Genomic DNA, 25,097 nt, shown 5'->3' on the forward strand with positions numbered 1-25,097 from the left:
TTCCGGAGGTCAGCCTCCGGCAGCCTGATAGGCGAGGCGCTTGAACTCGAAGAAGAACGGATTCCAGAACCCCATGTAGCGCTGGGCCATCAGCACGCCTGCGGTATTGGCCTCCGGGCAGATCCACCAATGGGTGCCGGCGAGACCGCCCCACTGGAATTCGCCGGTCGAATTCTCGGGATCGAACGGCGTCGGCGCGAAGGTGACGGCGCCGCCGAGGCCAAAGCCCTTGCCGGGGATCGGGCCGAGATTGGCAAAGCGGATGGTCTGACCTGCCGGCAGCTGGTTCGTCATCATCTGCCGCAGCGTGTCGGGCTTGAGCAGCGCGCTCGACCCCGGCAGCAGAGCGCGGACCAGCGCGAGCATGTCAGGCAAGGTCGAGACCAGACCGCCGCCGCCCGAGAGCCGCGGGAACGGCCGCCGATAGGCTTGCGGAAACGGCAGATTGTCGGCGCGTGTCAGGCCCGGCTTCATGGGATCGAGCACGTCGGCGCCATTATAGAGGGCGACCAGCCTGCCCTGCTGCGCTTCCGGAACGTAGAAGCCGGTGTCGGTCATGCCGAGGGGATCGAAGATGCGCGCCTTGAGGAAGGCATCGAGGGATTTGCCCGAGACAACCTCCACGACGCGGCCGAGCACGTCGGTGGCAACAGAATATTCCCAGGCCTCGCCGGGATGATAGGACAGCGGCAGATTGGCGAGGCTGTCGATCATGTCGGAGAGTGGCGTCAGCGGATTGAGCACGCGAGCTTCGTTGTAGCCTTTGAACAGCACCGTGCCGGGATCGAAGATGCCGTAGCTGAGGCCCGCGGTATGGGTCAGGAGCTGGCGGATCGTGATCGGGCTCTTTGCCGGCTCGACATCGGCAAGGCTCGCAGCGCCCTGCTTCAGCACCTTGCGATTGCCGAGCTGCGGCAGGAATGTCTCGATCGCGTCATCGAGGCCGATGCGCCCTTCCTCGACCAGCAGCATGATCGCACAGGTGATGAAGATCTTGGTGTTGGAAAACGCGCGGAAGATATGATCGGGCCGCAGCGCGGCGTTCGCCTCGCGGTCGGCAAAGCCGACGCATTGCTGGTCGACCACCTCCCACCCGCGCAGCACGGCCCAGGATGCGCCCGGAATGATCTCCTGATCGACGTAGCGCTGCATCGCCGTCCGTACGGCGGAAAAATCGGTCGTTCTGGCGTCCATGCGTTTCCCCAATCTTGGTTGGGTTGGATATAGCGGAAATTCGCAGGAAATGAAGGGCGCCCCGTGGAGCGCCTATCCTTCCCGCATAAACGCCGTCACGTAGAGCCGACGCCGGATCCGCATGCCCTGCCGCTGATACAGCGCGATCGCGGAGGTGTTGTTCGAAAACACGTGCAGGAACGGGATTTCGCCGCGCGCCTCGATTCGCCGCGCGACCGCCGCCAGCAGCGCCTGGGCATAGCCGCGCCCGCGATGATCCGGGTGCACGCAGACAGCCGTCATCTCGACGAACTTTCCCGGCTTCATTCGCTCGCCCGTCATTGCGACCAGTTCGCCGCCGACGCGGATGCCGAGGAACGTGCCGAGCTCATGGGTACGCAGCGCGAATGGACCCGGCTTCGTCAGCTCCACCAGCGCCACCATCGCGGGCACGTCTGCCGCTCCCAGTGTGACGATCTCGGAGTCGCGCAGCGGACTGTCGGCGGGCGATCCGATCATCTGCTCGCCTGTCTCGGCCAGCACGACCTTGAAACCGGCGGGCATCTCGACCGGCTCCGGCGTGAACAATGCGGCGACCTGCGTGCCTGACAAGAGATCGCGCAGCGCGGCAAAGCTCGCTGCGGACATGTCGGCCATGTCGGCGAACGGCGTCATGTCGACGGGATAGCGCAGCGCTCGCGGGCCGCCCTCGGCCAGATGCTTGTGGCTCGTCGTCAACGCGCTCCAGATCGGATGATCCAGCAGCGTCTCATCGCTGTCGGACACTGGCCTAGTCCTTGTCGAAGCTGACGATGACGGCGGCGTTGGCGATCAGGATGGGGTCGTTGGCCACTTCCGTGGCCGAGGGGATCTCCAGCCCGCCCTTGACCGCGGTGACGGTCACCGTGCCGTAAGGCAGCTCCTTCGCAACCGCTTCCTTGTCCACCGCCTCGGGGTTGGGCACACCGATCGTGACATCGACGAACATGTCGTTCGCGGTCTTGCCGATCATCCGGAAGAAGCCGAGGCTCGAATGCCTGATGGCATCCGACACCGCGCGCTTCGCCGCCTTGGTGGCGTCGCGGCCGTGGACGTCGACGCCCATGCCCATCTCGGTGACACAACGAACGCGGGTCATGTTGTTATTCCTGTGGTTGGTTAGGTGAGAGAGTGTCGGCGATCGGAGAGCGCGGCACAAGTTGTTGTCGTGATGTGACGAGGACGGAGCACGGGCTACCCATGACCCACATGAAGATCACCCCAACGCAGGTCTGAGCCGCGTCGGCCAACCGATCCTGACAAGTGTCTCGTCCGGCCCGTTGAGCGCGAACTCGTACATACCCCAAGGTTTATCTGTCGGCCCTTCGGGTTCGATCATCTCCCCCGCAAACGCCTTCGCAAGCTGATCGACATCTTCGCGGTAGAGGTATAGCCCGAACGGGTTTCGGCCCGGCACCAACCAGCCATCCACTGCCGCTTGGAGATGAATGTCGCCACCGCGACCGTCGCTCATCATGCGGTAGTCATCCGGGCCACCCTCGACCTTAAAGCCGAGTCGCTCAAAGAACCGTTGGGCAGCATCCAGATCGTTGCAGGGCAGGATGGCTGTAAGGCGTTGATTCATCCGATCACCAATTCCAATTGCCCCCACCTCTCCTATTTCTACCGCGCCCGCAGCTCATCGACCAGCACCCGCACGTTCTCCGAATAGTCGATGGGGATCACGACCAGGTGCACGCCGCCCTCTTTAAACGCGGCATCGAGCGTCGGAGCAAAACCGTCGATGCTCTCGATCCGATGCCCCTTGGCACCATAGGCCTTCGCATACAGGACGAAATCCGGATTGCCGAAGGTCATGCCGTAATCGGCAAAATGATCGACGGCTTGCTTCCAGCGGATCATGCCGTAGGCGTTGTCCTCCAGCACCAGCACCACCAGATTGAGCTTGAGGCGGACAGCGGTCTCCATCTCCTGGCTGTTCATCATGAAGCCGCCGTCGCCGGCGACCGCGAGCACACGCCGGTCGGGATAAAGCATGGCGGCCATCATCGCCGAGGGCAGGCCGGCGCCCATGGTCGCCAGCGCATTGTCGAGCAGCAGCGTGTTGGCGAGGCGGGTACGGTAGTTGCGCGCGAACCAGATCTTGTACATGCCGTTGTCGAGCGCAACGATGCCGTTTTCCGGGATCACCTGCCTGATGTCGTGCACGATGCGTTGCGGCGTCGGCGGCCAGCGCGCCTCGGTGGCGCGATCGGCGATGTGCCCCAGGATTTCCTCGCGTAGCGGCAGCAGCGCCGCAGCCTGCGGCAGCTTGCCTTCGAGCCGGTCGGCGAGCAGCTCCAGGCTCGGGCCGACGTCGCCGACCACCTCCGCGTCTGGAAAATAGACCTGCTCGACGCTGGCCGAGGTGTAGCTGACGTGAATGACCTTTGGTCCCGAGGGGCCCATGATGAAGGGCGGCTTCTCGATCGGATCGTGCCCGATGGCAACGATCAGGTCGGCGGCGTCGATGGCATCGTGGACATAATCGCGCTCGGACAGCGCGGCTGTGCCCATGTAGAGATTGGTGCCGCCGGGCACCGTGCCCTTGCCCATTTGCGTCGTGAAGAACGGAATGCCGGTGCGCCGCACGAAGCTCGCGATGCCGTGGGTCGATCGCGGCCGGCTGGTCGCCGCGCCCATCATCACCAGCGGATGCTTTGCGGCCAGGATCATCTCGGCCGCACGGTCGAGCGCGCCGCGATGGGCGACGGGAATCTCGATCGGATGGACTGGGATCACGGGGACGGCGGACACTTCGTCGCCGGCGATGTCTTCGGGCAGCTCGAGATGCACCGGCCCGGGCCGCTCCTCCATCGCGACGCGAAACGCATCGCGCACCACGGTCGGAATGCTGGAAGCGCTGACGATCTGCCGCGAGAGCTTCGTCAACGGTTTCATGGTCGCGACCACATCCACGATCTGGAAGCGCGCCTGCCGGCTGCTCATGATCGGCTTCTGGCCGGTGATCAGGATCATCGGCATCGCGCCGAGATGCGCATAGGCCGCGCCGGTCGACAGGTTGAGCGCACCGGGGCCGAGCGTCGACAGGCAAACGCCGGGCTTGCCGGTCAGCCGCCCATGGGTGGCGGCCATGAAGGCGGCGGCCTGCTCGTGGCGCGTCAGGACGAGCTCGATCCTGGACGTGCGCAGCGATTCCACTACATCGAGATTCTCCTCGCCGGGGACGCCGAAGATGCGATCGACGCCCTCATTCTCCAGCGCCGCGACAAACAGGTCCGATCCTTTGACTTTCCGTTCCTGTCCGCTCATGTCGCCTCCGCTTGCTGCTGATCCCTGTGGTGAGGGAGCGGAGGCATCGTAGCGGTCTGGAACGGAGTCACAACTCACAAAGAGGCGCGATCGAGGCGCAAATGTTTGTTCCGTCATCTGAGGTGCGAAGCGTGCGATGCCAAGCATCGCAAGCGGAGCCTCGAAGGATGGACGCGCCGAGATGCAGCCGGGTCGTCGCCCTTCGAGGCCTCCGGCACCGCAGGGTGACGGTCATAGATTGGCGGCAATGCAAGCTCTCGTAGCCCGGACCGCGCTACGCTCGGTCAGGGCTACGAAAGCCTCGCCTCGGCAAAGATGCCTGAGATCCAGTCGAGGAAGATGCGCAGGCGCAGCGCGAGCTGGCGGTTCTGCGGGTAGAGCGCCGAGAGCGGCGTGGGCGATGGCGGATGGTCGGCCAGCACCTCGACCAGCGCGCCGCTGGCGAGATCCTCCGCAAAGCGATAGCGAGGCGCCTGCGCCAAGCCGAAGCCAAGCCGCGCCAGATCGGCCATGGTGTCAGAATTGTTGACGCGCACCCGGCTCGGCAGCGCGATGTGGCGAAGCGCGCCGGCGACGGAAAATTCCAGCGGCAGCACATCGCCAGTGCGCGAGGAGACGAACGCGACCATCTGGTGACCGTCGAGCGCATCAGGCGTTGTGGGCACGCCGTGGCGGGAAAGATATTCCGGGCTCGCCACCGTGATCTCGGCGATGGTGCCAAGCCGGCGCTGGATCATGCCGCTGTCGCCGGGCTCGCCCGACCGGATCACGCAATCGACGCCCTCCCGAACGAGATCGACCAGCCGGTCGCCCTGCCCGATCTGCAATTCGAGCTGCGGATAGCGGGCAAGGAATTCCGGCAGATGCGGCAGGATGAAGGTGCGAGTCAGCAAAGGATGCGCATCGATACGGAGCAGACCGCGCGGCCGCGCATCACGCATCGCGCTTTCGGCGTCCTCGACCTCGGCGAGGATGGCGACGCAGCGGCGATAATAATCCTCGCCGTCGAGCGTTGGAGTGACATGTCGCGTCGTACGTTCCAGCAGGCGTGCGCCGAGGCGCGCTTCGAGGCCGCGCAAGACCTCGCTCGCCGTGGAGCGTGGAAGGCCAAGGTCCGCAGCCGCGGCCGTAAAGCTCCGCCGTTCGACGAGGCGGACGAACAGGCGCATGGCGTCAATTCGGTCCATGGGCGATTGTTCACCATATCCGACAAGTGATGGCAAGTCGCGGCTGATTATCCGGCTAAAGCGATCAGCTATGTCTCGGGTCGAAAGACATCGAGGAGACCTGCCATGACCCATCAACTTCAGCGTGCGGCCGTCGTCACGGGCGGCTCCCGCGGCATCGGCGCGGCGATCGTCCGCCGGCTGGTACGGGACGGAATTGCGGTTGCGATCAACTACGCCAGCGGCCGCAGCGCCGCCGATGCGCTCGTGGCCGAGATCGAGTCCGCGGGCGGACGCGCCATCGCCGTGCAGGCCGATCTTGCCGATCCGGCAACGCCGGCCCGGCTGTTCGATGCCGCCGAGCGCGCCTTCGGCGGCGTCGATGTCCTCGTCAACAATGCCGGTGTGATGGAGCTCGGGCCGCTCGCTGAAATGACCGACGAAGCATTCACGCGGCAAATGTCGGTCAACCTCGACAGCGTTTTCCGCTCGATGCGCGAAGCGGCGCGGCGGTTGCGCGACGGCGGCCGCATAGTCAGCTTCTCCTCCAGCGTCGTCGGCCTCTATCAGCCCGGTTATGGCGTCTACGCCGCGACCAAGGCCGCGGTCGAAGCCATGACGCATGTCCTCGCCAAGGAGCTCGGCGGCCGGCGCATCACCGTCAATGCCGTCGCGCCCGGACCGGTCGAGACCCGGCTCTTCCTCGAGGGCAAGAGCGAGCAGCAGGTGCGCGCGATCGCCGCCATGAACCCGTTCGGCCGCCTCGGCCAGCCCGACGACATCGCAGGGCTCGTCGCCTTCCTTGCCGGAAACGACAGCGCCTGGGTCAACGGCCAGGTCATCCGCGCCAATGGCGGCGTGATCTGACGCGACACGAATTCAAACCGGAGAGATCATCATGCCTTTCGCCAACATCAAGATTCCTCAAGCCGCGCTGTCGCGGGCCCAGAAGACGGAGATCGTGCATCGGCTCACCGCGCTGTTCGTCGAATATTTCGGCGAAGCGGCACGACCGCATACGATGGTGCTGATCGAGGAAGTCCCCGACGGCGGCTACGGCCGCGCCGACGAAGTGTTCGTCGTTCCCGAGGCCTGGCGGGCCAGCGACGCCGGCGTCACGCCGCCTTCAGGCTGAGGTCCTCTATCGATAGCACGCACGTTGCAAGCCGCGCGCGGCGTGCTATCGCTCCTGCAATGACACCCAGGACCTTCGAGACCCGTTGCCTGCGCCTGCCCGCCGTCACCAAGGTGGTGCAGTGGGAGGGCACCTCCGTGTTCAAGGTCGGCGGCAAGATGTTCGCGCTCGGCGGCGGCTTTGCGGCACGCTCCGGCGGCTACATGTTCAAGACCTCGAACATGGCCTATGCCATGCTGATCGAGCACGGCCTGGCGCGGCCGGCGCCCTATCTGGCACGCGCCAATGGGTGCAGCTCGTCAGCAACAACGCCCTGCCCGACGCCGAGCTCTCAACTTATCTGGTGCAGGCCCATGCATTGATCGCGGCGAAGCTGACGCGGAATATCCGCAAGGAACTCGGGCTCGACTCGCCGGACGCCCATCGGCATGACGATCACCGCGTGCAGCACATGGATCGCTCGCGGCGACATTGAGCTTTCATCCGTCCTCGATATACTGCCACTCCTGGATTCGATTTGGGACTGCGACGTGGCGATTGATCTGAAAGCGGTCGAGCAACTCGCTACCGATCAATCCTCGCTCAAGGCCGCCGCCGGCCTTGCCAAGCCTGGCAAGTGGTCCGGCGTCGGCGCAAGTGGCGACGGCGCGCTGATCTGGGGTGAGTGCGCGGGCTCCGGCGCCAATCCCTATCGCGTCATGGCCGACCTGCGCGACCTCGGCAACAAATGCACCTGCCCGTCGCGCAAATTTCCCTGCAAGCACGTGCTCGGCCTGTTGTGGCTGAATGCGGAACAGGTCGTGCCGTTCCCGCCCGCCGACACGCCGGCCTGGGTCAGCGATTGGCTGGGACGCCGACGCGGCACGCCCGCGGCAAAACCGGCAAACAATGCGCCACAAGGCGGCGAGAAGGATCTGCGTGCCGCGCGCGCCGGCGAACCTGACGTCGCCGAGGACCCGAAGGATGTCGCCCGACGCGAGGCCCAGGCGGCCAAACGCACCGAGGAGACCGAACGCGCCATCCTCGATGCGCTGGATGCGCTCGAGCAATGGATCGGCGATCAGCTCCGCATGGGATTGGCAGGCTTCATCGACGATGCCACAGCACGCTGCCGGCGGATCGCGGCGCGGCTGGTCGACGGCAAGGCCGCGGTGCTCGCCGGCCGGATCGACGAGCTGCCGTCCCGCCTCCTCGCATTGCCCGCAGGCGATCGGCCGCGCGGCGCCGTCGTCGAGCTCGGCAAGCTGGTCCTGCTCGCGCGCGCCTTCCGTGCCGCGCCGCGCGATGCCGAGACGAGGCGCGCCGTCGCTGCGTCCGAAACGCGCGAGACGGTGCTGGCCGACCCGCGAGCGCCGCGGGTCGATGCGCACTGGGAGGTGTTGGCCGAGCAGGTGCAGACGCGCCGCGACGGTCTTGTGTCGCAGACGACCTGGCTGCTCAATCTGTCTGCCGCAGGTCCGCGCTTCGCAATGCTGCTCGACTTTTTCCCGGCGAGCGCCGGACGGCGCGGTTCGGTGTTCACGCCCGGCGAGCGTTTTCACGGCGAGCTCGTGTTCTATCCGTCGCAACAGCCGCTTCGTGCTCTGCTCGTCCGGCGCGATGCCGGGGGTGAGCTGCCGCCCTCGGAATGGCCCATGGCGGATGCAACAATATCCGACGCGTTGACGCGCCCGCTGCTGGCCGAGCCATGGGCGATCGAGATTCCGTTGCTGCTGCCGCAGGGCCGGATCGCGCGCGACGATGCCGGACACAATTGGTGGCGATCGACCGATGGCATGGCGACACTGCCGATCGCCTCGGAGGTGAGTAGCCTGCTTTGCGGCACTGACCTCACGCGTACCGCTGCGATCTGGTCGGGCAACCGGCTCGCGATCCTCGCCGCGCAGACCCCTTGGGGACGGATCGGCGGTCATGACTGAAGTCATCGAAGCCGAGACGATGCTTGATGCCATGGGCGCGGTGCTGACGCGCTGGACGATGGGATCGGCGGCCGCGCCCGCGGCGTCCTTCTGGCGCGCCGAGCTCGGCGACGATCCCACTGAGGCCGAGTTGCGACTGCTCGCTCTGTCAGGCCAGTTTCTCGGCGCCGCGGTGACGATGGAGCCGGCCGCGACACTGCGCGTCCTGCCTGATGTTCCCGCGTTGACCTTGCCCACCCTGCCGGAGCCCCTGCGCCCGCTGGCGCGCCGAATCCTCGCGGCGAAGAAACAGGCGCAGTCCGGGACCGAACTCGTCCACTTTCTCGCAGCGCGCGGCTGGACCATGCATCCGGCCGACTGGATGCCCGCGGCCGACGACGACGATGCGCCGGACGCCTACGCAACTTGGCGCGACTGGGCCGCGATCGCAGCGGCCGACGGCGCCGCGCGGCGGCAGACGAACGACCGTCTCACCGCCGACAATTGGGAAGACTTCTGGCCGGCCGCGCGCAAGGCGGCACTGGCCGAGCTCAGGCGCGACGACCCGTCCGCGGCACGCGGGGTGCTCGAGGCAAGGCTCGCCGGCGAGACTGCGGACACGCGTTTGCGCCTGCTGTCGCTGCTGTCGGAGCGGCTGTCCGATGATGACGTCACCTTCCTCGAAGGCATCGCAGCGAACGATCGTGCGCCCAAGGTCAAGGCGCTTGCCACCTCACTGCTCGGGCGGCTCGGCCACGGCCCTGCGAGCGGCGAGGACATCGCCGAGCTTGCGGGCTTTTTCTCGGTGAAGACCAAGGGGCTGCTGCGCCGCTCGCGCGTGGTCCAGGCCGAACCGCCCAAGACGCCGGCGCAATGGCAACGCCGCAAGGCACTGTTCGAGGGCGCCGATCTCGCCGCCTTTTCCGGCGCACTCGGTCTTGCGCCGCAGGAGTTGATCGCCGCTTGGGATTGGAACGTGGACCACGCCGCCGATATGGCCCTGATCAATGTGATCGTCTCGACCGGGACCGATGCGCATGTCACGCAGGCAGCGGACGCCATCAGCCAAGGCGACGCGACCGGCCTCATTGCTGCGCTGGCGCCACGGCTCTCCCCCGCCGAGCGCGCAAGGCATGCCGAAACTGCGCTGCACAGTCACGGCATCAGCTTTGAACTGGCGCAACAGGTCGCAGGTCCGGCGGCACGCCTGGATGATCCGCTCTCCGCACCAGCGGGCAAGACGCTGCTTGCCGCGCTTCAGCGCGACGATGCGAAGCCCTCCGACCAATTCGCAGAGCTCCACGCTCTGGGCCTGATCGCCTCGCGCGATGGCGCGCAACGATCATTGCAACGACTGACCGGCGCAGGCCTGCTGCAAGGCGACCCGCGTCTCGACATGCTGCGGCTCAACGCCGCGTTGGACGACAACGGAGCGAATCCATGAGCGAGAAACTGCGCTTGCCCGCCGAGGACAGCTACGCCGCGGAGCTGAAGGCGCTGGCCGCGGGCGACGGACATCGGCCGCCAGGCTGGACGCTCTCGCCGCGGCAGGTCGTGACCTATCTCATGGGCGGCAAGGCGGCCGACGGGACCGTGATCACGCCGAAATATGTCGGCGACAAGCGGCTGATCGAGACCGCCGTTGCGACGCTCGCGACCGATCGCGCGCTGTTGCTGCTGGGCGTGCCCGGCACGGCCAAGTCCTGGGTGTCCGAGCATCTCGCCGCCGGCATCACCGGCAATTCGACGCTGGTGATCCAATGCACGGCGGGCACCGACGAGAACCAGATCCGTTACGGCTGGAACTATGCCCAATTGCTCGCGCACGGGCCGAGCCGCGAGGCGCTGGTGCCGACCCCGCTGATGCGTGCGATGGAGAGCGGCAAGCTCTGTCGTTTCGAGGAGCTGACGCGAATGGGCAGCGACGTGCAGGACACGCTGATCACCGTGCTGTCCGAAAAGATGATGCCGATCCCCGAGCTCAACACCGCCATCTATGCCCAGCGCGGCTTCAACATCATCGCGACCGCCAACAACCGCGACAAGGGCGTCAACGAATTGTCCTCCGCGCTCAAGCGCCGCTTCAACGTCGTCGTGCTGCCCCTGCCCGACAGCGCCGAGGAGGAAGTCGCGATCATCGTCAAGCGCGTCGGCGAGATGGCGCAGAACCTCGATCTGCCGGCGCCGAAGAACGTCGCCGACGAGGTGGCACGGGTCGTCTCGATCTTCCGCGAGCTGCGCTCGGGCTCGACGGAGGACGGCAAGGTCGCGCTGAAATCGCCCTCGGGCGGACTGTCGACGGCAGAGGCGATCGCGGTGATGATCGGCGGGATCAGCCAGGCGACTTTCTTCAACGACGGCAAGCTGACGCCGGAAACGCTCGCGAGCAACATGATCGGCGCGGTCGTGAAGGATCCGGTGCAGGACACCGCCGTGCTCGGCGAATATCTCGAGACCGTGCTGAAGAAGCGGCGCGGGTTCGAGGGCTACTACGCTTCGCTGACCGATCTGATCTGACAGCACGGCGCGCGATGGCAGGCGAAGTCTCGCTCTTCGGCATCCGGCATCACGGCCCCGGCTCGGCACGGCGGCTGGTGGAAGCACTCGATGCTCTGAGGCCGGTGGCGGTGCTAATCGAGGGCCCGGCGGATGCCTCCGAGTTGCTGCCGATGCTCGCCGACCCCGACATGGCGACGCCGGTGGCCCTGCTCACCTACGCCGAGGACAATCCGGCGAACGCCAGCTTCTTTCCCTTTGCCGACTATTCGCCGGAATATCAGGCCGCTTGTTGGGCGGTGCGTCACGGCGCGGTCCTGCGGTTCATCGATCTGCCGGCATCGGATCGGCTGGGTGCGACCGCCGGCGACATCGCGGAGGAGATCGCGGCAAGGGCCGAGGCCGACCCGGTCAGCCGCGATCCGATCGGCGCGCTCGCGAGCGCCGCCGGCTATGACGACGGCGAGTCCTGGTGGTCCGACGTCATCGAGGAAAATCCCGCGACAGGACCGATCTTCGCGGCCGTCGCCGACGCGATGACGGCGCTGCGCGCGGACGAGAAATCGCTGCCGGCCCGCGAGGCCGCGCGCGAGGCGCATATGCGCATCGAGATCGCGAAGGCCGCAAAGGACCATGACGGCGCCATCGCAGTCGTCTGCGGCGCCTGGCACGTGCCGGCGCTCGCCGAGCGCCGCAGCCTCGCTGCAGATCGCGAATTGCTGAAGGGCCGGCCGAAGACGAAGATCAAGGCGACCTGGGCGCCCTGGACCGCGCCGCGCCTGGCGCGCGAGAGCGGATATGGCGCGGGCGTGGTGGCACCGGGGTGGTGCGCTCACGTCTGGGACACCCGCGAGCGCGATCGCGCCGCCGAGTGGCTCACCAAGGTGACGCGCGTGCTGCGCGATCGCGGCCACTTCGTCTCGACCGCCTCGGTCATCGAGGCACAGCGTCTGGGCACTGCACTCGCCGCGCTGCGCGGCCGCCCTGGACCGGGTTTCGCGGAGCTGCGCGAGGCGGCGATCGCCTGCCTCTGCAATGGCGAGCGCGCCGTGTGGGACGACATTTCCGCCGAGCTCCTGATCGGCGCCGGCGTCGGCGCGATCCCGGCGGCAACCCCGCTCGCGCCCCTGCTCGAAGATCTTCAGCGCCAGCAGAAGGCGACGCGACTGAAGCCGGAGGCGCTGGAGCGGCCGCTGACGCTCGATCTGCGCAGCGACAGCGGCTTGATGCGCTCGACGCTGCTGCACCGGCTGAACGCGCTCGATGTGCCCTGGGGACGGTTGACGGACGCAGGCCGCAGCCGCGGTACATTCCGCGAGAACTGGCAGTTGCGCTGGGAGCCCGAATTCGCGGTCACACTCGTGGAAAATCTGCTCTACGGCTCGACCATCGCGGAAGCCGCCGGCGGACGACTGAGCGAAGCGATGGGCAAGGAAGCCGAGCTTGGCCCGCTGGCAAAGCTGGTGCGCAACGCCATGATCGCCGACCTGCCGCGCGCCACTGAATTCGGCATCGCCGCACTGGAGAGCAAGGCGGCGCTCACGAGCGACGGACAATCGCTGCTGGACGCGCTGCCGCCGATGGCCGACATCCTGCGCTACGGCGAGGCGCGTGCCGGAACGGTCGAACATCTGGCGGCGCTGATGCCGCGCATCGTGGTGCAGGCCGCGCTCGCTCTGCCCTATGCTGCGCGCAATCTGGACGCGGCTGCGGCGGCCAGGCTGCGCGGCGCGCTGCTCGCCGCCGACGCCGCGATCCAGCTCGCCCAGATCGAGACAAGCGTGGTGGCCGGCTGGCGCGATGCGCTGGCCGCGCTGCTCAACGACAACCAGGCCACCCGGCTGATCGCCGGCACGGCGGCGCGGCTGCTCTACGAGGCCGAGCTTTTGACCGCCGATCACGCGGCGGACCTGCTGACGCGGATGCTCTCGCCCGGCACGCCGGTCGCGGAAGCCGCCGGCTTCTTCGAGGGTTTTTTCGAAGGCGCCGGCCAGCGGCTGATCCACGACGCGACGCTTCGTGGCGCGGTCGATGCATGGTTGATGACGCTGGACGAGGAGGCCTTCACTGCGAGCCTGCCACTGTTCCGCCGCGTGTTCTCGGCGCTGGACCGTAGCGAGCGCAGGCGATTGATGGACGCGCTGTTCGCGCGCCGCGCCGATGCCGCCAGGAGATATCGGCTCCTCGCCGGCGCAAACGAGATCTGGCCCGCACATCAGGCGCGCGTGCTCGAACTCCTCACACAGAGAGCTGCCCGATGAGCGAGGCCGATGAGCGCAGCCGCCGCTGGACACTGGCCCTCGGCGTCGACACCGAGGGCGCCGAGAACGGCCCTGCTCTGTCCGCAAGTGATCGCCGCATGTCGGAAGCGCTGACGGCGCTCTACGGCGACGGCGACGAGGCGCCGAAAAAGGGGCGCGGCGGCCTCGGAGGCTCGGCACCGCGCGTCGCGAAATGGCTCGGCGACATCAGGGAGTTCTTCCCTGCCCCTGTGGTGCAGGTGATCCAGAAAGATGCCTTCGAGCGCAAGGGTCTGCGCCAGATGCTGCTCGAGCCTGAATTCCTTGCTACCGTCGAAGCGGATGTGAGCCTGATCGCCGATCTGGTCGCGCTGCGGGGCGTGATGCCGGAGAAGACCAAGGACACCGCCCGTGTCGTGATCGCCAAGGTGGTGGCCGAGCTGATGGAGCGGCTCGAGCGGCGCACCGCGGATGCGGTCCGCGGCGCCTTGAACCGATCGCTCCGTACCAATCGCCCGCGCTTTGCCGACATCGATTGGCCGCGCACCATCAAGGCCAATCTGCGCCACTACCAGGCCGAGCACCGGACCGTGGTGCCCGAACGCCTCATCGGCTTCCTGCGCCAGCAGCGTCGCATCGTCGATCTCGACGAGGTGATCCTGTGCGTCGACCAGTCGGGGTCGATGGCAACCTCGGTGGTCTATGCCTCGATCTTCGCGGCGGTGATGGCGTCGCTTCCGGTGGTCGCGACCAAGCTCGTCTGTTTCGACACCGCGATTGTCGACCTGACCGAGGAACTCGCCGATCCCGTCGAGGTGCTGTTCGGCGTCCAGCTCGGCGGCGGCACCGACATCAACCGCGCCGTCGCCTATTGCGAGGAGCGCATCGAACGGCCGGCGAAAGCGCATCTGATCCTGATCACCGACCTTTATGAAGGCGGCAACGCGAACGAGCTGGTCGACCGGCTGGCGCGACTGGCAACGCGCGGGATCAACGTGATCGTGCTGCTGGCGCTGACCGACACGGGTCACCCCTCCTACGATCCCGTGCTGTCGGCGAAGGTCGCCAATCTCGGCATTCCCGTCTTCGCCTGCACGCCGGACCAGTTCCCGGATATGATGGCAACCGCGCTGAAACGCGAGGACGTCGCCGGTTGGGCCGCCGACCAGGATATCAAGCTGATCCGGCCGGAATCCTAGAGACGAACAGCCGGGGGAATTGACGTTGACACGATACCTGACTAAAGTCAGATATCATGCTCGCCCCCGTTTCCCGCGTTCGCCGCTTCAACCGTGCCGTGACTTCCGCGGTCGGCGCGCTCGACACCTCCTTTCTGGGCCGCGGCCGGCCGCTCGGCGCGGCACGCGTGCTCAATGCGATCGGACATGGACGCTCGGACGTCGCCGAAATCCGCGACTATCTCGGCCTCGATTCCGGATTGATGAGCCGCCTCTTGCGCAGCCTGGAGGACGAGGGGCTGATCGAGACCGAAGCGCATCAGGACGATGCGCGCCGGCGCGTCGCGACATTGACGCGTTCAGGCCGCCGCGAGTTCGCGGCCTACGAGGCGCTGTCGAACGCGCAGGCCGAGGGCTTCCTCGCGCAGCATTCGCAACGCGAGGCGCTGCTGGCGGCGATGGATTTGATCGCCTCCGCCCTGACGCGCGAGCGGATCGCGCTGGACGAGATGGATCCGCAAAGCGACGAAGCGCGCTACTGCCTCGGCGAGTACTATGCCGAGCTCGGCCGCCGCTTCAGCCAGGGTTTTGACGTTTCTCTTTCGAGAGATCCTGGTGCCAAGGACATGCGCCGCCCGCGCGGCAGCTTCATCGTCGCGATGTCTGACACGCTGCCGATCGGCTGCGTCGGCTTGAAGGGAACCGATCACGGCTACGCCGAGATCAAGCGTCTGTGGGTCGCCCCCGCCGCGCGCGGCTTGCGGCTCGGCCGGCGGCTGATGGATGCGATCGAGAGTGCCGCGCGCGAGCTCGGCATCACGCTGCTGCGGCTCGATACCAACAGCGCCCTGCCCGAGGCCGGCCAGCTCTACCGCACGACGGGCTGGTGCGAGATCCCCCGGTTCAACGACGATCCCTATCCCGACCTGTTCTTCGAAAAGCGCCTCTGAGCGGGACCGGTTCGCGATGTCTTCGCGTTAGGATCGAAGCCGCAAGGAGAGCTTCGATATGACAAAAGACGACCTCGCCGAGACCTACCGCGCTTATATCGCCTGCCTGAACCGGCAGGATTGGCCGGCCCTCGGCCGGTTCGTGCATGACGATGTCGTCCACAACGCCCGGCCGCTCGGCCTGTCCGGCTATCGCGCGATGCTGGAGCGGGACTTTCGCGAGATCCCGGATCTGCATTTCGACATCGAACTGCTGGCATCCGATCCGCCCACCATCGCCGCGCGACTGAAGTTCGATTGCAGCCCAGTCGGGACATTCATGGGGCTTGCCGTGAACGGCAAGCGCGTGACCTTCTGCGAGAATGTGTTCTACGAATTCGAGAGCGGCAAGATCCGGCAGGTCTGGTCGGTGATCGACAAGGCCGCGATCGAGGCGCAGCTCTGATGCTGCGCCTCGATCGTCGTCCTCACGCCGCGGCCGGCGCTGCCTGCCCTTGCGGCTTCGCGAATGGCCTGAATGTCATTGCCATCAGGAAGGCACCCAAGCCCATCGCCCAGGAGGCGATGTAGAGCCAGGCATAGCTGGAGAAGGCGTCGTAGATCAGGCCGCCGGCGAGCGGTCCGGTGGCCATGCCGAGGCTGCCGGCCATCGCGGTGCCGCCGATCACCGTGCCCATCATCCGAAGCGGAAAGTTCTCGCGGATGATCACCGCGTAGAGCGGCATGGTGCCGGCATAGATGAAGCCGAACACCGCGCCGACCGCGTAGAAGGTCGCAAGCTGGTGCGCGAAGACGTAGGCCAGCGCGCCGAACGCCTGCAGCAACAAGCCGGACACCAGCACGCGCTTGGCGCCGAACCGATCGCCCATCAGGCCGAAGGCGATGCGGCCGCCGAGGCCGGCAAAGCCCTCGATGCTGTAGATCGTCACCGCCGCGATCAACGGGATGCCGCAGCTCACGGCATAGCTGACGGTGTGGATGATCGGGCCGGAATGGGTGGCACAACAGAAGAAATTGGTCGCGAGCAGGACCAGGAATTGCGGCGAGCGCAGCGCCTCGCTGGTCGACATCTCAGCTTGCCCGGCGCCCTCGCCTGTCGGTGCCGCCACGGCCTGCGCGAGCGCCGGCGGACGGCGCACCAGGAACGAGACCGGGATCATGATGGCGCCGACCACCAGCGCCACGATCTGCATCGAGGTCCGCCAATCGTGGCCGGAGACGAGCCAGGCCGCGAACGGCGCCATCGTCATCGGCGCCATGCCCATGCCGGCCGACACCAGCGACACCGCGAGGCTGCGATGGGTCTCGAACCAGCCGGTGACGGTCGCCATCATCGGCGCGAAGATCGCCGCACAGGATGCGCCGGTCAGAAGGCCGAACACGAACTGGAACGCCAGCAGCGAGGTCGCATGGCTCGCGGCGAACAGGCTGAGCGTCAGCACGGTCGATCCCGTCAGCACCACCGGCAGCGGTCCGAAGCGGTCCGACAGCGTGCCCCAGGCCATGCTGGTGAACGCCATCGCCAGAAAGCCGATCGTCATCGCGCTGGAGATGCCTGTCACCGACCAGCCGGTGTCCTTGGCGATCGGCTGCAGGAACACCGGCAGCGAAAACATGCCGCCGATCGCGACGCAGCCGAGCAAGCCGCCGGCGGCGACGATCACCCAGCGATAGGGGGATTGGGTCATCTTTCTTGTCTCCCGTGAGATCTGTCTTTCGTGGAAGACGAACGGGAACCACCACGACCGACACGCGCCGTCACCCAGGAGAAAGATTTTTTACTGTCACCCCGCCCCCTGGTTCTTCGCAACAAGATCGATCAGCGCCTTCAAGCTGGCAAAGACCGGCGACGTCAACGCCGGCGCCAGGATGGCGAGGATGCTGCTAACTGTTGCCGACGTTGCGAACTGGAGTTTATCCGTCTCCTTGGAACCGGCAACCGGCGCGTTCGCAGGATCACCCCGATAGCGCTTCACGTCCCAATACCAGCCGGCCAACGCGGGAACTGCCGCCGCGAGCAAGGCGATTGTCCCGGTTATGCCCAGATGGCCGGTTAGCGCATCTGCCAGCGGCTTCAGAGCCTCAGCTTGCAGCTTGACGAGCAATGCGAGCGGCCCGTCCATCACCAGCTTGCTCGCCACGGTCGCCACCACGAGGATCGCAGAGCTGAGCACGATCATCCACTGCAGATCGGTCTTCCGCTCCTCGAGATTCGGCAATGTGGGCTCGTCCGCCGGGCTGGACAACACCGCGAACGCCAGCAGAGCAATGCCCACCGCCCAAAGCCCAACGAATGTGTTGACGTCGATGATGCATTTGAGGGCCGAACTGATCTTGAACGACTTGGCACTCTCGTAATACGCGTTGACCAGCGGCTTGAAGACCTCACCATTCGCGTCGGTCTTGTTCAGCAGAAAGTCGAGGAACGTCAGCCCCGCGTTGGCGTAAGCGGTCGGCCACAGGGTGCCAAACAATGCCAGAGCACCAAAGCCGACAAGACCGGCGACCAGCAGCGCGCGGCTGCGGCGCGCGATGATGATACTACCCAGCAGCAATGTCGCCGCGCTCACGAGGTAGAGCACTCCGCTGACCGCGGCATAGTTGTACCGAGCCGTCAAAGCATCGGCGATCTGTTTTGACTGGGCAATTGTCCGGTCGGAGACCTGGCCTTGCGCCGCCCTCTTGACCTCGTCAGCGGCAATCTTTTCTTGCATATCTGCTGTCGCGACGTCATCGCTCGCCTTGTCGATCGCATCTGGGGGGCTGCCCGGCGTGGCCTTCAGTCGCTGCAAGGTGGCTTGCTTGCGGGCAAGCGCTGATTGCTTTTCCTTAAGGGTGTCGTTCTTCTTGTTTGTCGTGTCCGTGTCGGCATTGAGATCCGGGAGCACGAAATCGACGATCGGCTTTTTATCCACGGGCATCAGACGGCCGGCAACCATGTTGGGGGCACCGTAACCCAGCAACAACGGTCCGACCACACAGCAGGCCGCCAGGGCGTAGGCAGCCGGAGAGTTCTTAATCCGCTTCAAGAATTCCGAAATCCCTGTCCCGACCTTCTCCTTGGTCTCCCAGGTGCCGCTCTCCTCCTTGGGCCGGGACCCTCCAGACGTGGCCGTGCCAGCAGACCTAGTGTCGCTCATGCTGCCCCCAAAATGATTTGCGTTCACAAATGAAAGAAATCGACGGTGTCAGATCAACACAACCAGAGGTTATGTCAAGCAAGGTCGAATGCTTGCGACGAACTGGCTCAGGGGGACGCGCTCGGTCGCACCGGCTGCATCGACCTCGGACAAGAAGCGCGACTTGCGCGGCCAAGGCGCGGTTTGACACGTCGGGCACGACACCGGCATGATGTCATCATCCCGCCAATCGGACCGCATCTGCCCGGACGTCCGCCGAGTATGACGTAGACCGCCGCGTCCGTGCGTCTTCCACCGCTGGCTCTCGAACGGAACGCTCATGCCAAAGATCGACATCGCAGCCGTGCCGGCCCGCAAGGGCTCCGGCTATCCGGTCCCCTTCAACGCGCCCTGCGCCGAACGCATCCGCAAGCGGCTCGGCGATGCCGGCGGTCTCGAGGATTTCGGCGTCCACCTGATGCGCCTGCCGCCGGGCGGCTGGTCGAGCCAGCGGCACTGGCATTCGCTCGAGGACGAGTTCGTCTACATCCTCGAAGGTGAAGTGACGCTGATCGAGGATGGGGGCGAAACCCTGCTGCGCGCGGGCGATTGCGCCGCTTTCCCGAAAGGCAGCGGCAACGGCCATCACATGATCAACCGGTCGGACGCCACTGCGGTCTATCTCGAAGTCGGCTCGCGTTCGCAGGACGACCTCATCACCTGCTCCGACATCGACATGATGAGCCCGGCCTCCGACGGCCGGTTCCTGCACAAGGACGGCACGCCGTATCCGGACCCATGAACGTCCGCGGCCACACCTCACGCGGCCGCGTCACGCCGCCACGTGCTGACCGTGAGCCAGACGGCCGAGACCAGGAAGTAGAGCGCCCCGACCGCGGCATAGCCTGCGACGTTCGCGATCGACGGAGCCGCAGGCATCGCGGCCTGAAAGATGAAGAAGCCGCCTGCCAGGGCCGATTGGCCGCCGCTGAGCGCCATGGCCCATTGCGCGCCGAAGCGCTTCCAGCGCTGCACGGCCGTGCCGAGCTGGAGTAGTCCAGACAGCACTGCCCAGGCGCCGAAGATCCCGAGCACCCAGTTCATACTCACCCGCAAGGCCAGCACGACCGCGATGGTGGTCGCAAGGCTGACCAACACGTTCAGGGCCTGCGTGCGATTCTGGTTCAAGCCGCCGCTGCAGAGCGCGTCGAGATAATTGGCCGCGGCGTCCCATGCCGGATACGCGACCAGCAGCGCTGCAGCGATCACCGCCGACGGCGGCGCGATCGTGAAGGCCGCTATGACCCAGGCGAGGGAGAAGCCGGCGCGAAGGAAATAGTACTGCTTCAGCCATTGCGCATGGTCGGCGATGTCGGGGGTCATCTGGCGATATTTCATTGCTTGTTCCTTACCTACTAGTTGGTAGATTACGCTGGAGAGGTTGGCACGGAGCAGCCGCGCGCCCCGTGCCACGTCTTGTCCGTCAGTGCGTGCTGGACAGCCGGTCCAGTAGCGGCCGTGTGATGGTCCCGAACGTCCTGGAGTCGCCATAGGCGCGCGCCGACAGCATCGCGCCGTGAACGGTCGCCATGAATCCTTCAGCCTCGACCTTCGCCGAGCTGCCAAGATGCAGCCGTCCCTTTCGCTTGCCCCGCTCCAGCACCGATGTCAGCCACGACGCCAGCACACGGAAATGCGCACGGACTTCCAGCGCGACCTCCTCTGGGAGGATCGGAAGCTCGCTGGCAAGCAGCGCACAGACGCAGAAGGGCGCGGTCGCATCCGTGATGCAGGCCTCCCAATAGGCGACATAGTTTTCGAGCTGGTCGCGCGGGTCCGGGATGTTGCGCTCGATTGCCGCCAATCCGGCCTGGGCCTCCTGGCGATAGCGCGACACCAGGGTGCGGACCAGATCGACCTTGCTGGCGAAATGATGATGGATGCTCGGCTTGCGGATGCCGACGACATCGGCGATGTCGGCATAACTGAAGCCATTATAACCGCCCGCGATGATCAGCGAGCGTGCGCAGGCCAGGATGTCGTCAGCGGTCGTGGAGACGTGGCTCATGCAGTTTAGCTACCTTCCAGTTGGTAGGGCGTCAAGGAGGGATGCTTCACCGATGCGTGAGTGGTAGGAGCCTCCCATGACCATCCGCCCCATTATCCGCTACCCCGACCGCCGGCTCGCGATGCCGGCCCGCCCCGTCAGCGCGTTCGACGACGGCTTGCGTGAGCTCGCGCAGGACCTCTTGGAGACCATGCGCGCTGCGCCCCTGATTGGCATCACCGCGCCGCATATCGGTGTGCCCCTGCGTGTCGTCGTACTCGAGCTCGACGCCGGAGAAGGTCCCCTCACCTACGTCAATCCCGTCATCGAATGGGCCTCGCCCGAGATGATCATGCACCGTGAAGGCAGCGTCTCGATGCCCGGGGTCAACGACGAGGTGCAGCGCCACGCGCGCGTGCGGATCGGCTACCACGATCTCGACGGCACCATGCGAAGCGAGGAGTCGGAGGGCTTGCGCGCCGTGTGCCACCAGCACGAGATCGACCAGCTCGACGGCATGTTCTGGATCCAGCGGCTGTCGCGGCTGAAACGGGAGCGGCTGGTGAAGAAGTTCGAGAAGCTGATGCGATCGTAGGGCGGATTAGCGAAGCGTAATCCGCCATTCTTGGCAGGTCGTAACGGGAGACTGGTGGATTACGCCGACGACTGCGCTGTGCGCAGCCGACGGCTAATCCACCCTGCGCATCGCACTCACGCCCTCTTCCCGCCCCGCTTGGTGACCGGCGCGTTGCGGCGCTCGCGTTTGCCGCGCGCGATCTCGGTCGCCAGCGCGTCCAGCTTGGGCTCCCAGAAATTCCGGAACTGGCCGATCCAGTCGTCCACCGCGCGAAGTCCCGCGACGTCGACCGAATAGAGGCGCCTTTGCGCCTCCGCCCGGACGTTGGCAAAGCCGCTCTCACGCAGCACCTTGAGGTGCTGCGAGACGGCCGCCTGGGTGATGCCGAACTCGGCCCCGATGATGTCGACGACCTCGCCGGATGCCATTTCGTCCCGCGCCAGCAGCTCGAGGATGCGGCGGCGCACGGGTTCGGCGAGGACCTCGAAGATGTGCATCAGCTTCCTGTGCCGGGATGGGCGATGTCGGGCGGCATCTCGCCGCGATAGAACGCGATGGTGCGGTCCGAGCGCTGCTTTGCTTCGTCGGGAGCGACCCCGCTGGCGACGTGCGCGGCCCGCCAGAATTCGCCGCTGGTCGTCATGAAGTCCTTGCCCTCCGGCGAGCCCATCCACGCCTCGGCCGTCGCATGGTCGACCGTTGCCCCGCTCGCAAGATATCGCTCGAGCCCCGCGAGCGCGAGATCCCAGCCGATCCCCACCGCACCCGGGCCGAATTGATTCCAATGATCCTCGATGATCGCAGTGTGCTCGAGCGTCAAACGCGCCTGGTGTCGCTCCGCCGCCAGCCTGACGTCGATCCAGCTGATCGCGCCGCCGAATTCCCACGTCGCCGCAAAATGGGTCGGCGGCGCGCACCCCGTGATGGTGCCGCCCGCATTGCCCTTGAGCTGGTAGCGTCCGCCGAGCTGGAGCTCGCCCTCCACCGGCAGGAACCAGCGCGGAATGCGCTCTTTGCTGGTCACGGCGTCCCAGAGATCGTCGACGCTGGTGTCGTAGAGACGCGTCAGCGTCACGGCACTCGCGGGTTTGCCGTCCTTCTCGAAGCTGCGCACCGAGCGCGTGACAAGGCCCAGAACTCTGGCGACGTCGATCTCCATGGCATGCCTCCCTATCGTTTCATTGAAGGTGGAATATCGAGCTACACTAATATAAGTCAATACTTATATTTAGCCCACCTCGCTGCGTCAAACCGTCTCGCGAGGTCGTGCGAACCAAACACGGGGTCAAACGTCTATCGATTCCCACACACCCGCCGGGGCTGGATAACGCGGTAGGAATTCATGAAAGTTCGTAAATTCGCCATCACCGACGCTTCGTTCGAACGCTCGCCGGGACAGGACGGCGACATCTTCGCCGGCAATGTGATCGACCAGCGCCATGGCGGCCCGATCACCATCGGCTTCGGCCGCTACGCGCCGAACCAGAGCCTGGACGAAGTGCTCGCTGTCGACGACGTCATGCTGATCCTGGAAGGCAAGCTCTCGCTCACGAGCAGCGGCAGCACCGTCACGGCGGGTCCCGGCGAGATCGTCTACATGCCGAAGGGCGAGACGGTCACGATCCGCTCGCACGAGCAAGGCGCCGTCACCGCTTACGTGACCTATCCGCATTGGCAGGAGGCGTGACGGCTGGCGTGGCCGCTGACAGAGCCGCTACCCGCCCGCCATCAGCGCCTTCGCCAGCGCCATGTAAGCCGGCAGCGTCACGGGGTCGTTGGCGGCATTGCCTGCGACGGGGTGCGAGGCGTAGCGCGCGATCACCATCTCGGCCTTGGGATCGACATAGATGCCCTGGCCGTAGACGCCTCGCGCCATGTAGGCGCCGTGCGCGTTGTGCGTAACCCACCATTGATTGCGGTAGGAGGCGCCGGGCAGCGTGGTGTAGCCGGCCGGCTTGAATTTTTCGGGGTCGCCGCCGCGCGCGATGTCCTCGACCACTTGCGACGGCACGATCTGGCGGCCGTTGAAGCGGCCGTGGTTGCGCATGGTCTCGCCGAACCGGGCAAGATCGCGCAGCGTCGTGGAAAGACCGCCGCCGCCGCTCTCGGTGCCGATGCGGTCGACGTGATAATGCGCGTCCTCCTCCGCACCCATCGGCTGCCAGATCCGCTCGGACAACAGGTCCGCCAGCGCCAGGCCGCTGACTCGGCGGCAGATCCAGGCCAGCACGTCGGTGTTGACGGTCTTGTAGGCAAACGCCTTGCCGTGCTCGCCCTGCTTTGTCTGCGCGATGAGGAAATCGAAAATGTTGGTCGGCCCATCATAGCCCGGCGGGATCGGCGCCATGCCGTTGGCGCGGCGGAGCGCCCACACGTCCGAATTCTTGTCGGTATAGACCTCGGTGTAGGCGAGCCCCGTGGTCATATCCATGACCTCGTGCACCCGCGCATCGCCAAACGCGCTGGCCTTCAGCTCCGGCACATAGTCCGTCACCGGCGCCTGCGGATCGATCCTGCCCTCCGCGACCAGCATGCCGGCGAGCACGCCGGTGAACGACTTCGTCACGGACATCGCGATATGCGGCTTGTGCGGCTTCAAGGCGCCGAAATAGCGCTCATAGATCAGCCTGCCCCGATGCAGCACCGCGATGCCGTCGGCATAGGTCTCCTCCAGCATCTGCGCGAAGGTCATCGGACGGCCGTCCATCGTTGTGGAAGCGACCGCGCCGATGCCCTGCTCCGCGCGCGGCAGAGGTGATGCAGGCCCCGCCCCGCGCCAGACGTTTACGGTCGGCACGAGTTGGCGGATGTTGGACCAGGCCCAGCGGAGTTCGGGGAAATTGCGGAACGAGCCGTCTTGGAAGGTGATGAGGCGGTCGGGCGCGGGCGGGAAGCCGCGCATCCAGCCGAGGGTTTCGGGGTCGGTGGCGGTGGAGGAAGGCCGGGTGGGCGCGGCGGACATCGAGCTGGACTCCGGAAGAGCTATGCCGACGTCCTATCACGAGCGCGCGGCCCGCACATCCGATGGAAGCGCCGAGCACCTGCGCAACAATCAGGAGGGCGGTAACTTACTGAAGGGATCGAGCGCCGGCACCCCTAGTGGTTCGAAATGCCTCATATTGCGAGAGAGGATCGTCAGGGAATGCCGCCATGCCGTCGCAGCGATGATGATATCGGCAAACCCCGGCGTATGTCCCTGCCCACGAGCCCGATCCGATAGCTGCCCGGCGAGCCGCGCGACCGCTGTGTCGAACGCCAAGATTCGGTCGCCATAGAGATGCACGACGGCATCCAGCCATAGGGCCAAGTCTTTGCTTCTGCGCGTAGCCTTCTCGCGCCGAAGCTTTGCTATTCCGTCTTCGATCTCTGCAATCGTCACGGCCGACAAATACAGGGAACCGGATTGTGCATCCATCCATTCGACGAGCGCCGTCGGCACCGGCCGGTTCGGCGCCACCGCAGATATAACGTTGGTATCGGCCAGGTACACGTTTCAGAAATCGGTCTTGCGTAGCTTGGACCGATTGCGCGCCGGTAAATCGCCCGCTCTCAGGGGCGCGGCCATCAACAGACGACCGAAGCTCGGCACCTGCGACAACCGCCGCCATTCCTCGTAGCTCAGGACGACGGCTTGCTTCTTGCCGTGGCGTGTGATCACCGCTGGTTTGCCATCGAGGGCTTCATCAACAACCGCGGAGAGATTGGCCTTTGCATCACGAAGCTGAATTTCGCGCATGGGCACTCCACTATGACCATTGTAGTCATATAGGGAGACGGTCGACAATTCAAGGAGATAGATACGCAGG

The 25,097-nt window shown here is 65.8% G+C and carries 27 protein-coding genes and 1 pseudogene; 13 read left to right on the plus strand and 15 right to left on the minus strand.

Going from position 1 to position 25,097, the window contains the following annotated elements; translation table 11 throughout:
* Positions 1-9 precede the first annotated feature (9 nt).
* From ML401_RS19800 to ML401_RS19825, 6 genes are all read right to left on the minus strand, one after another.
* Positions 10-1,194 carry a serine hydrolase gene (locus tag ML401_RS19800; RefSeq protein WP_285806629.1) on the minus strand — a complete coding sequence of 395 codons (1,185 nt, stop codon included), beginning with the start codon at positions 1,192-1,194 and terminating at the stop codon, positions 10-12.
* A gap of 72 nt (positions 1,195-1,266) precedes the next feature.
* Positions 1,267-1,959, minus strand: a complete 693-nt coding sequence (locus ML401_RS19805) for a GNAT family N-acetyltransferase (protein WP_285806630.1) — start codon at positions 1,957-1,959, stop codon at positions 1,267-1,269.
* A 4-nt stretch (positions 1,960-1,963) separates the two neighbouring features.
* The gene (locus ML401_RS19810) at positions 1,964-2,311 is read right to left on the minus strand and encodes a Lin0512 family protein (RefSeq protein WP_018646107.1); all 348 of its coding nucleotides are present in this window, start codon (positions 2,309-2,311) and stop codon (positions 1,964-1,966) included.
* Positions 2,312-2,428: 117 nt separating this feature from the next.
* Complete coding sequence (locus ML401_RS19815; protein WP_211417425.1) at positions 2,429-2,797, minus strand: glyoxalase; 369 nt, start codon at positions 2,795-2,797, stop codon at positions 2,429-2,431.
* A 38-nt stretch (positions 2,798-2,835) separates the two neighbouring features.
* Positions 2,836-4,485 carry an acetolactate synthase large subunit gene (locus ML401_RS19820; protein WP_285806631.1) on the minus strand — a complete coding sequence of 550 codons (1,650 nt, stop codon included), beginning with the start codon at positions 4,483-4,485 and terminating at the stop codon, positions 2,836-2,838.
* A gap of 290 nt (positions 4,486-4,775) precedes the next feature.
* Positions 4,776-5,672, minus strand: coding sequence for a LysR family transcriptional regulator (locus ML401_RS19825; RefSeq protein ID WP_285806632.1), 897 nt, complete (start codon positions 5,670-5,672; stop codon positions 4,776-4,778).
* A gap of 105 nt (positions 5,673-5,777) precedes the next feature.
* Here ML401_RS19825 and ML401_RS19830 point away from each other — a divergent pair, with 105 nt between their 5' ends.
* The 10 genes and pseudogenes from ML401_RS19830 (at position 5,778) to ML401_RS19875 (ending at position 15,993) form a co-directional block, all read left to right on the plus strand.
* The gene (locus tag ML401_RS19830) at positions 5,778-6,518 is read left to right on the plus strand and encodes an SDR family oxidoreductase (protein WP_212066031.1); all 741 of its coding nucleotides are present in this window, start codon (positions 5,778-5,780) and stop codon (positions 6,516-6,518) included.
* A 31-nt stretch (positions 6,519-6,549) separates the two neighbouring features.
* Complete coding sequence (locus ML401_RS19835) at positions 6,550-6,786, plus strand: 4-oxalocrotonate tautomerase family protein (protein ID WP_194402526.1); 237 nt, start codon at positions 6,550-6,552, stop codon at positions 6,784-6,786.
* Positions 6,787-6,845: 59 nt separating this feature from the next.
* Positions 6,846-7,261, plus strand: a pseudogene (locus ML401_RS19840) (MmcQ/YjbR family DNA-binding protein).
* 55 nt (positions 7,262-7,316) lie between these two features.
* Positions 7,317-8,705, plus strand: a complete 1,389-nt coding sequence (locus ML401_RS19845; protein WP_285806634.1) for an SWIM zinc finger family protein — start codon at positions 7,317-7,319, stop codon at positions 8,703-8,705.
* Positions 8,698-10,128: a DUF5691 domain-containing protein gene (locus ML401_RS19850; protein ID WP_285806635.1), complete on the plus strand. Its 1,431-nt coding sequence runs from the start codon at positions 8,698-8,700 to the stop codon at positions 10,126-10,128. The genes ML401_RS19845 and ML401_RS19850 overlap by 8 nt, the downstream gene beginning before the upstream one ends.
* On the plus strand, positions 10,125-11,201 hold the full coding sequence (locus tag ML401_RS19855) for an AAA family ATPase (protein WP_212066026.1): 1,077 nt from the start codon (positions 10,125-10,127) through the stop codon (positions 11,199-11,201). Before ML401_RS19850 ends, ML401_RS19855 begins: the two co-directional genes overlap by 4 nt.
* Before the next feature lie 14 nt (positions 11,202-11,215).
* A complete protein-coding gene (locus ML401_RS19860; protein ID WP_285806636.1) occupies positions 11,216-13,441 on the plus strand; it encodes a DUF5682 family protein in 2,226 nt (741 codons plus the stop codon).
* Entirely contained in the window at positions 13,438-14,619 is a 1,182-nt protein-coding gene (locus ML401_RS19865; RefSeq protein ID WP_285806637.1) for a VWA domain-containing protein, read from the plus strand. The genes ML401_RS19860 and ML401_RS19865 overlap by 4 nt, the downstream gene beginning before the upstream one ends.
* A gap of 56 nt (positions 14,620-14,675) precedes the next feature.
* The gene (locus tag ML401_RS19870) at positions 14,676-15,548 is read left to right on the plus strand and encodes a helix-turn-helix domain-containing GNAT family N-acetyltransferase (protein ID WP_285806638.1); all 873 of its coding nucleotides are present in this window, start codon (positions 14,676-14,678) and stop codon (positions 15,546-15,548) included.
* 58 nt (positions 15,549-15,606) lie between these two features.
* A complete protein-coding gene (locus ML401_RS19875; protein ID WP_211417435.1) occupies positions 15,607-15,993 on the plus strand; it encodes an ester cyclase in 387 nt (128 codons plus the stop codon).
* A gap of 22 nt (positions 15,994-16,015) precedes the next feature.
* Here the strand turns inward: ML401_RS19875 and ML401_RS19880 are convergent, their stop codons facing one another.
* The gene (locus ML401_RS19880; RefSeq protein ID WP_212066022.1) at positions 16,016-17,236 is read right to left on the minus strand and encodes an MFS transporter; all 1,221 of its coding nucleotides are present in this window, start codon (positions 17,234-17,236) and stop codon (positions 16,016-16,018) included.
* A 96-nt stretch (positions 17,237-17,332) separates the two neighbouring features.
* Positions 17,333-18,688: a hypothetical protein gene (locus ML401_RS19885; RefSeq protein WP_285806639.1), complete on the minus strand. Its 1,356-nt coding sequence runs from the start codon at positions 18,686-18,688 to the stop codon at positions 17,333-17,335.
* Positions 18,689-19,007: 319 nt separating this feature from the next.
* Between ML401_RS19885 and ML401_RS19890 the strand changes: the two genes are divergently transcribed.
* Positions 19,008-19,469, plus strand: a complete 462-nt coding sequence (locus ML401_RS19890) for a cupin domain-containing protein (RefSeq protein WP_285806640.1) — start codon at positions 19,008-19,010, stop codon at positions 19,467-19,469.
* A gap of 17 nt (positions 19,470-19,486) precedes the next feature.
* Here the strand turns inward: ML401_RS19890 and ML401_RS19895 are convergent, their stop codons facing one another.
* Positions 19,487-20,065 carry a DUF308 domain-containing protein gene (locus tag ML401_RS19895; RefSeq protein WP_285806641.1) on the minus strand — a complete coding sequence of 193 codons (579 nt, stop codon included), beginning with the start codon at positions 20,063-20,065 and terminating at the stop codon, positions 19,487-19,489.
* Positions 20,066-20,150: 85 nt separating this feature from the next.
* On the minus strand, positions 20,151-20,735 hold the full coding sequence (locus tag ML401_RS19900; protein ID WP_285806642.1) for a TetR/AcrR family transcriptional regulator: 585 nt from the start codon (positions 20,733-20,735) through the stop codon (positions 20,151-20,153).
* Positions 20,736-20,811: 76 nt separating this feature from the next.
* Here ML401_RS19900 and ML401_RS19905 point away from each other — a divergent pair, with 76 nt between their 5' ends.
* Positions 20,812-21,309 carry a peptide deformylase gene (locus tag ML401_RS19905; protein WP_285806643.1) on the plus strand — a complete coding sequence of 166 codons (498 nt, stop codon included), beginning with the start codon at positions 20,812-20,814 and terminating at the stop codon, positions 21,307-21,309.
* A 116-nt stretch (positions 21,310-21,425) separates the two neighbouring features.
* Here the strand turns inward: ML401_RS19905 and ML401_RS19910 are convergent, their stop codons facing one another.
* On the minus strand, positions 21,426-21,788 hold the full coding sequence (locus ML401_RS19910; RefSeq protein WP_212066017.1) for a helix-turn-helix transcriptional regulator: 363 nt from the start codon (positions 21,786-21,788) through the stop codon (positions 21,426-21,428).
* Positions 21,788-22,450, minus strand: coding sequence for an SRPBCC family protein (locus tag ML401_RS19915; RefSeq protein WP_194402542.1), 663 nt, complete (start codon positions 22,448-22,450; stop codon positions 21,788-21,790). The genes ML401_RS19910 and ML401_RS19915 overlap by 1 nt, the downstream gene beginning before the upstream one ends.
* Before the next feature lie 183 nt (positions 22,451-22,633).
* Here ML401_RS19915 and ML401_RS19920 point away from each other — a divergent pair, with 183 nt between their 5' ends.
* On the plus strand, positions 22,634-22,978 hold the full coding sequence (locus ML401_RS19920; protein ID WP_212066016.1) for a cupin domain-containing protein: 345 nt from the start codon (positions 22,634-22,636) through the stop codon (positions 22,976-22,978).
* A gap of 27 nt (positions 22,979-23,005) precedes the next feature.
* On the opposite strand, the gene ML401_RS19925 is transcribed toward ML401_RS19920, so the two are convergent.
* The 3 genes from ML401_RS19925 to ML401_RS19935 form a co-directional block, all read right to left on the minus strand.
* A complete protein-coding gene (locus ML401_RS19925; protein WP_285806644.1) occupies positions 23,006-24,253 on the minus strand; it encodes a serine hydrolase in 1,248 nt (415 codons plus the stop codon).
* 90 nt (positions 24,254-24,343) lie between these two features.
* Positions 24,344-24,781: a type II toxin-antitoxin system VapC family toxin gene (locus tag ML401_RS19930; RefSeq protein ID WP_285806645.1), complete on the minus strand. Its 438-nt coding sequence runs from the start codon at positions 24,779-24,781 to the stop codon at positions 24,344-24,346.
* Between the two features lie 3 nt (positions 24,782-24,784).
* Positions 24,785-25,027 carry a type II toxin-antitoxin system Phd/YefM family antitoxin gene (locus tag ML401_RS19935; protein WP_211417447.1) on the minus strand — a complete coding sequence of 81 codons (243 nt, stop codon included), beginning with the start codon at positions 25,025-25,027 and terminating at the stop codon, positions 24,785-24,787.
* Positions 25,028-25,097: the final 70 nt, after the last annotated feature.

The organism is Bradyrhizobium sp. 62B (genome assembly GCF_030272265.2).
Classification (GTDB): domain Bacteria; phylum Pseudomonadota; class Alphaproteobacteria; order Rhizobiales; family Xanthobacteraceae; genus Bradyrhizobium.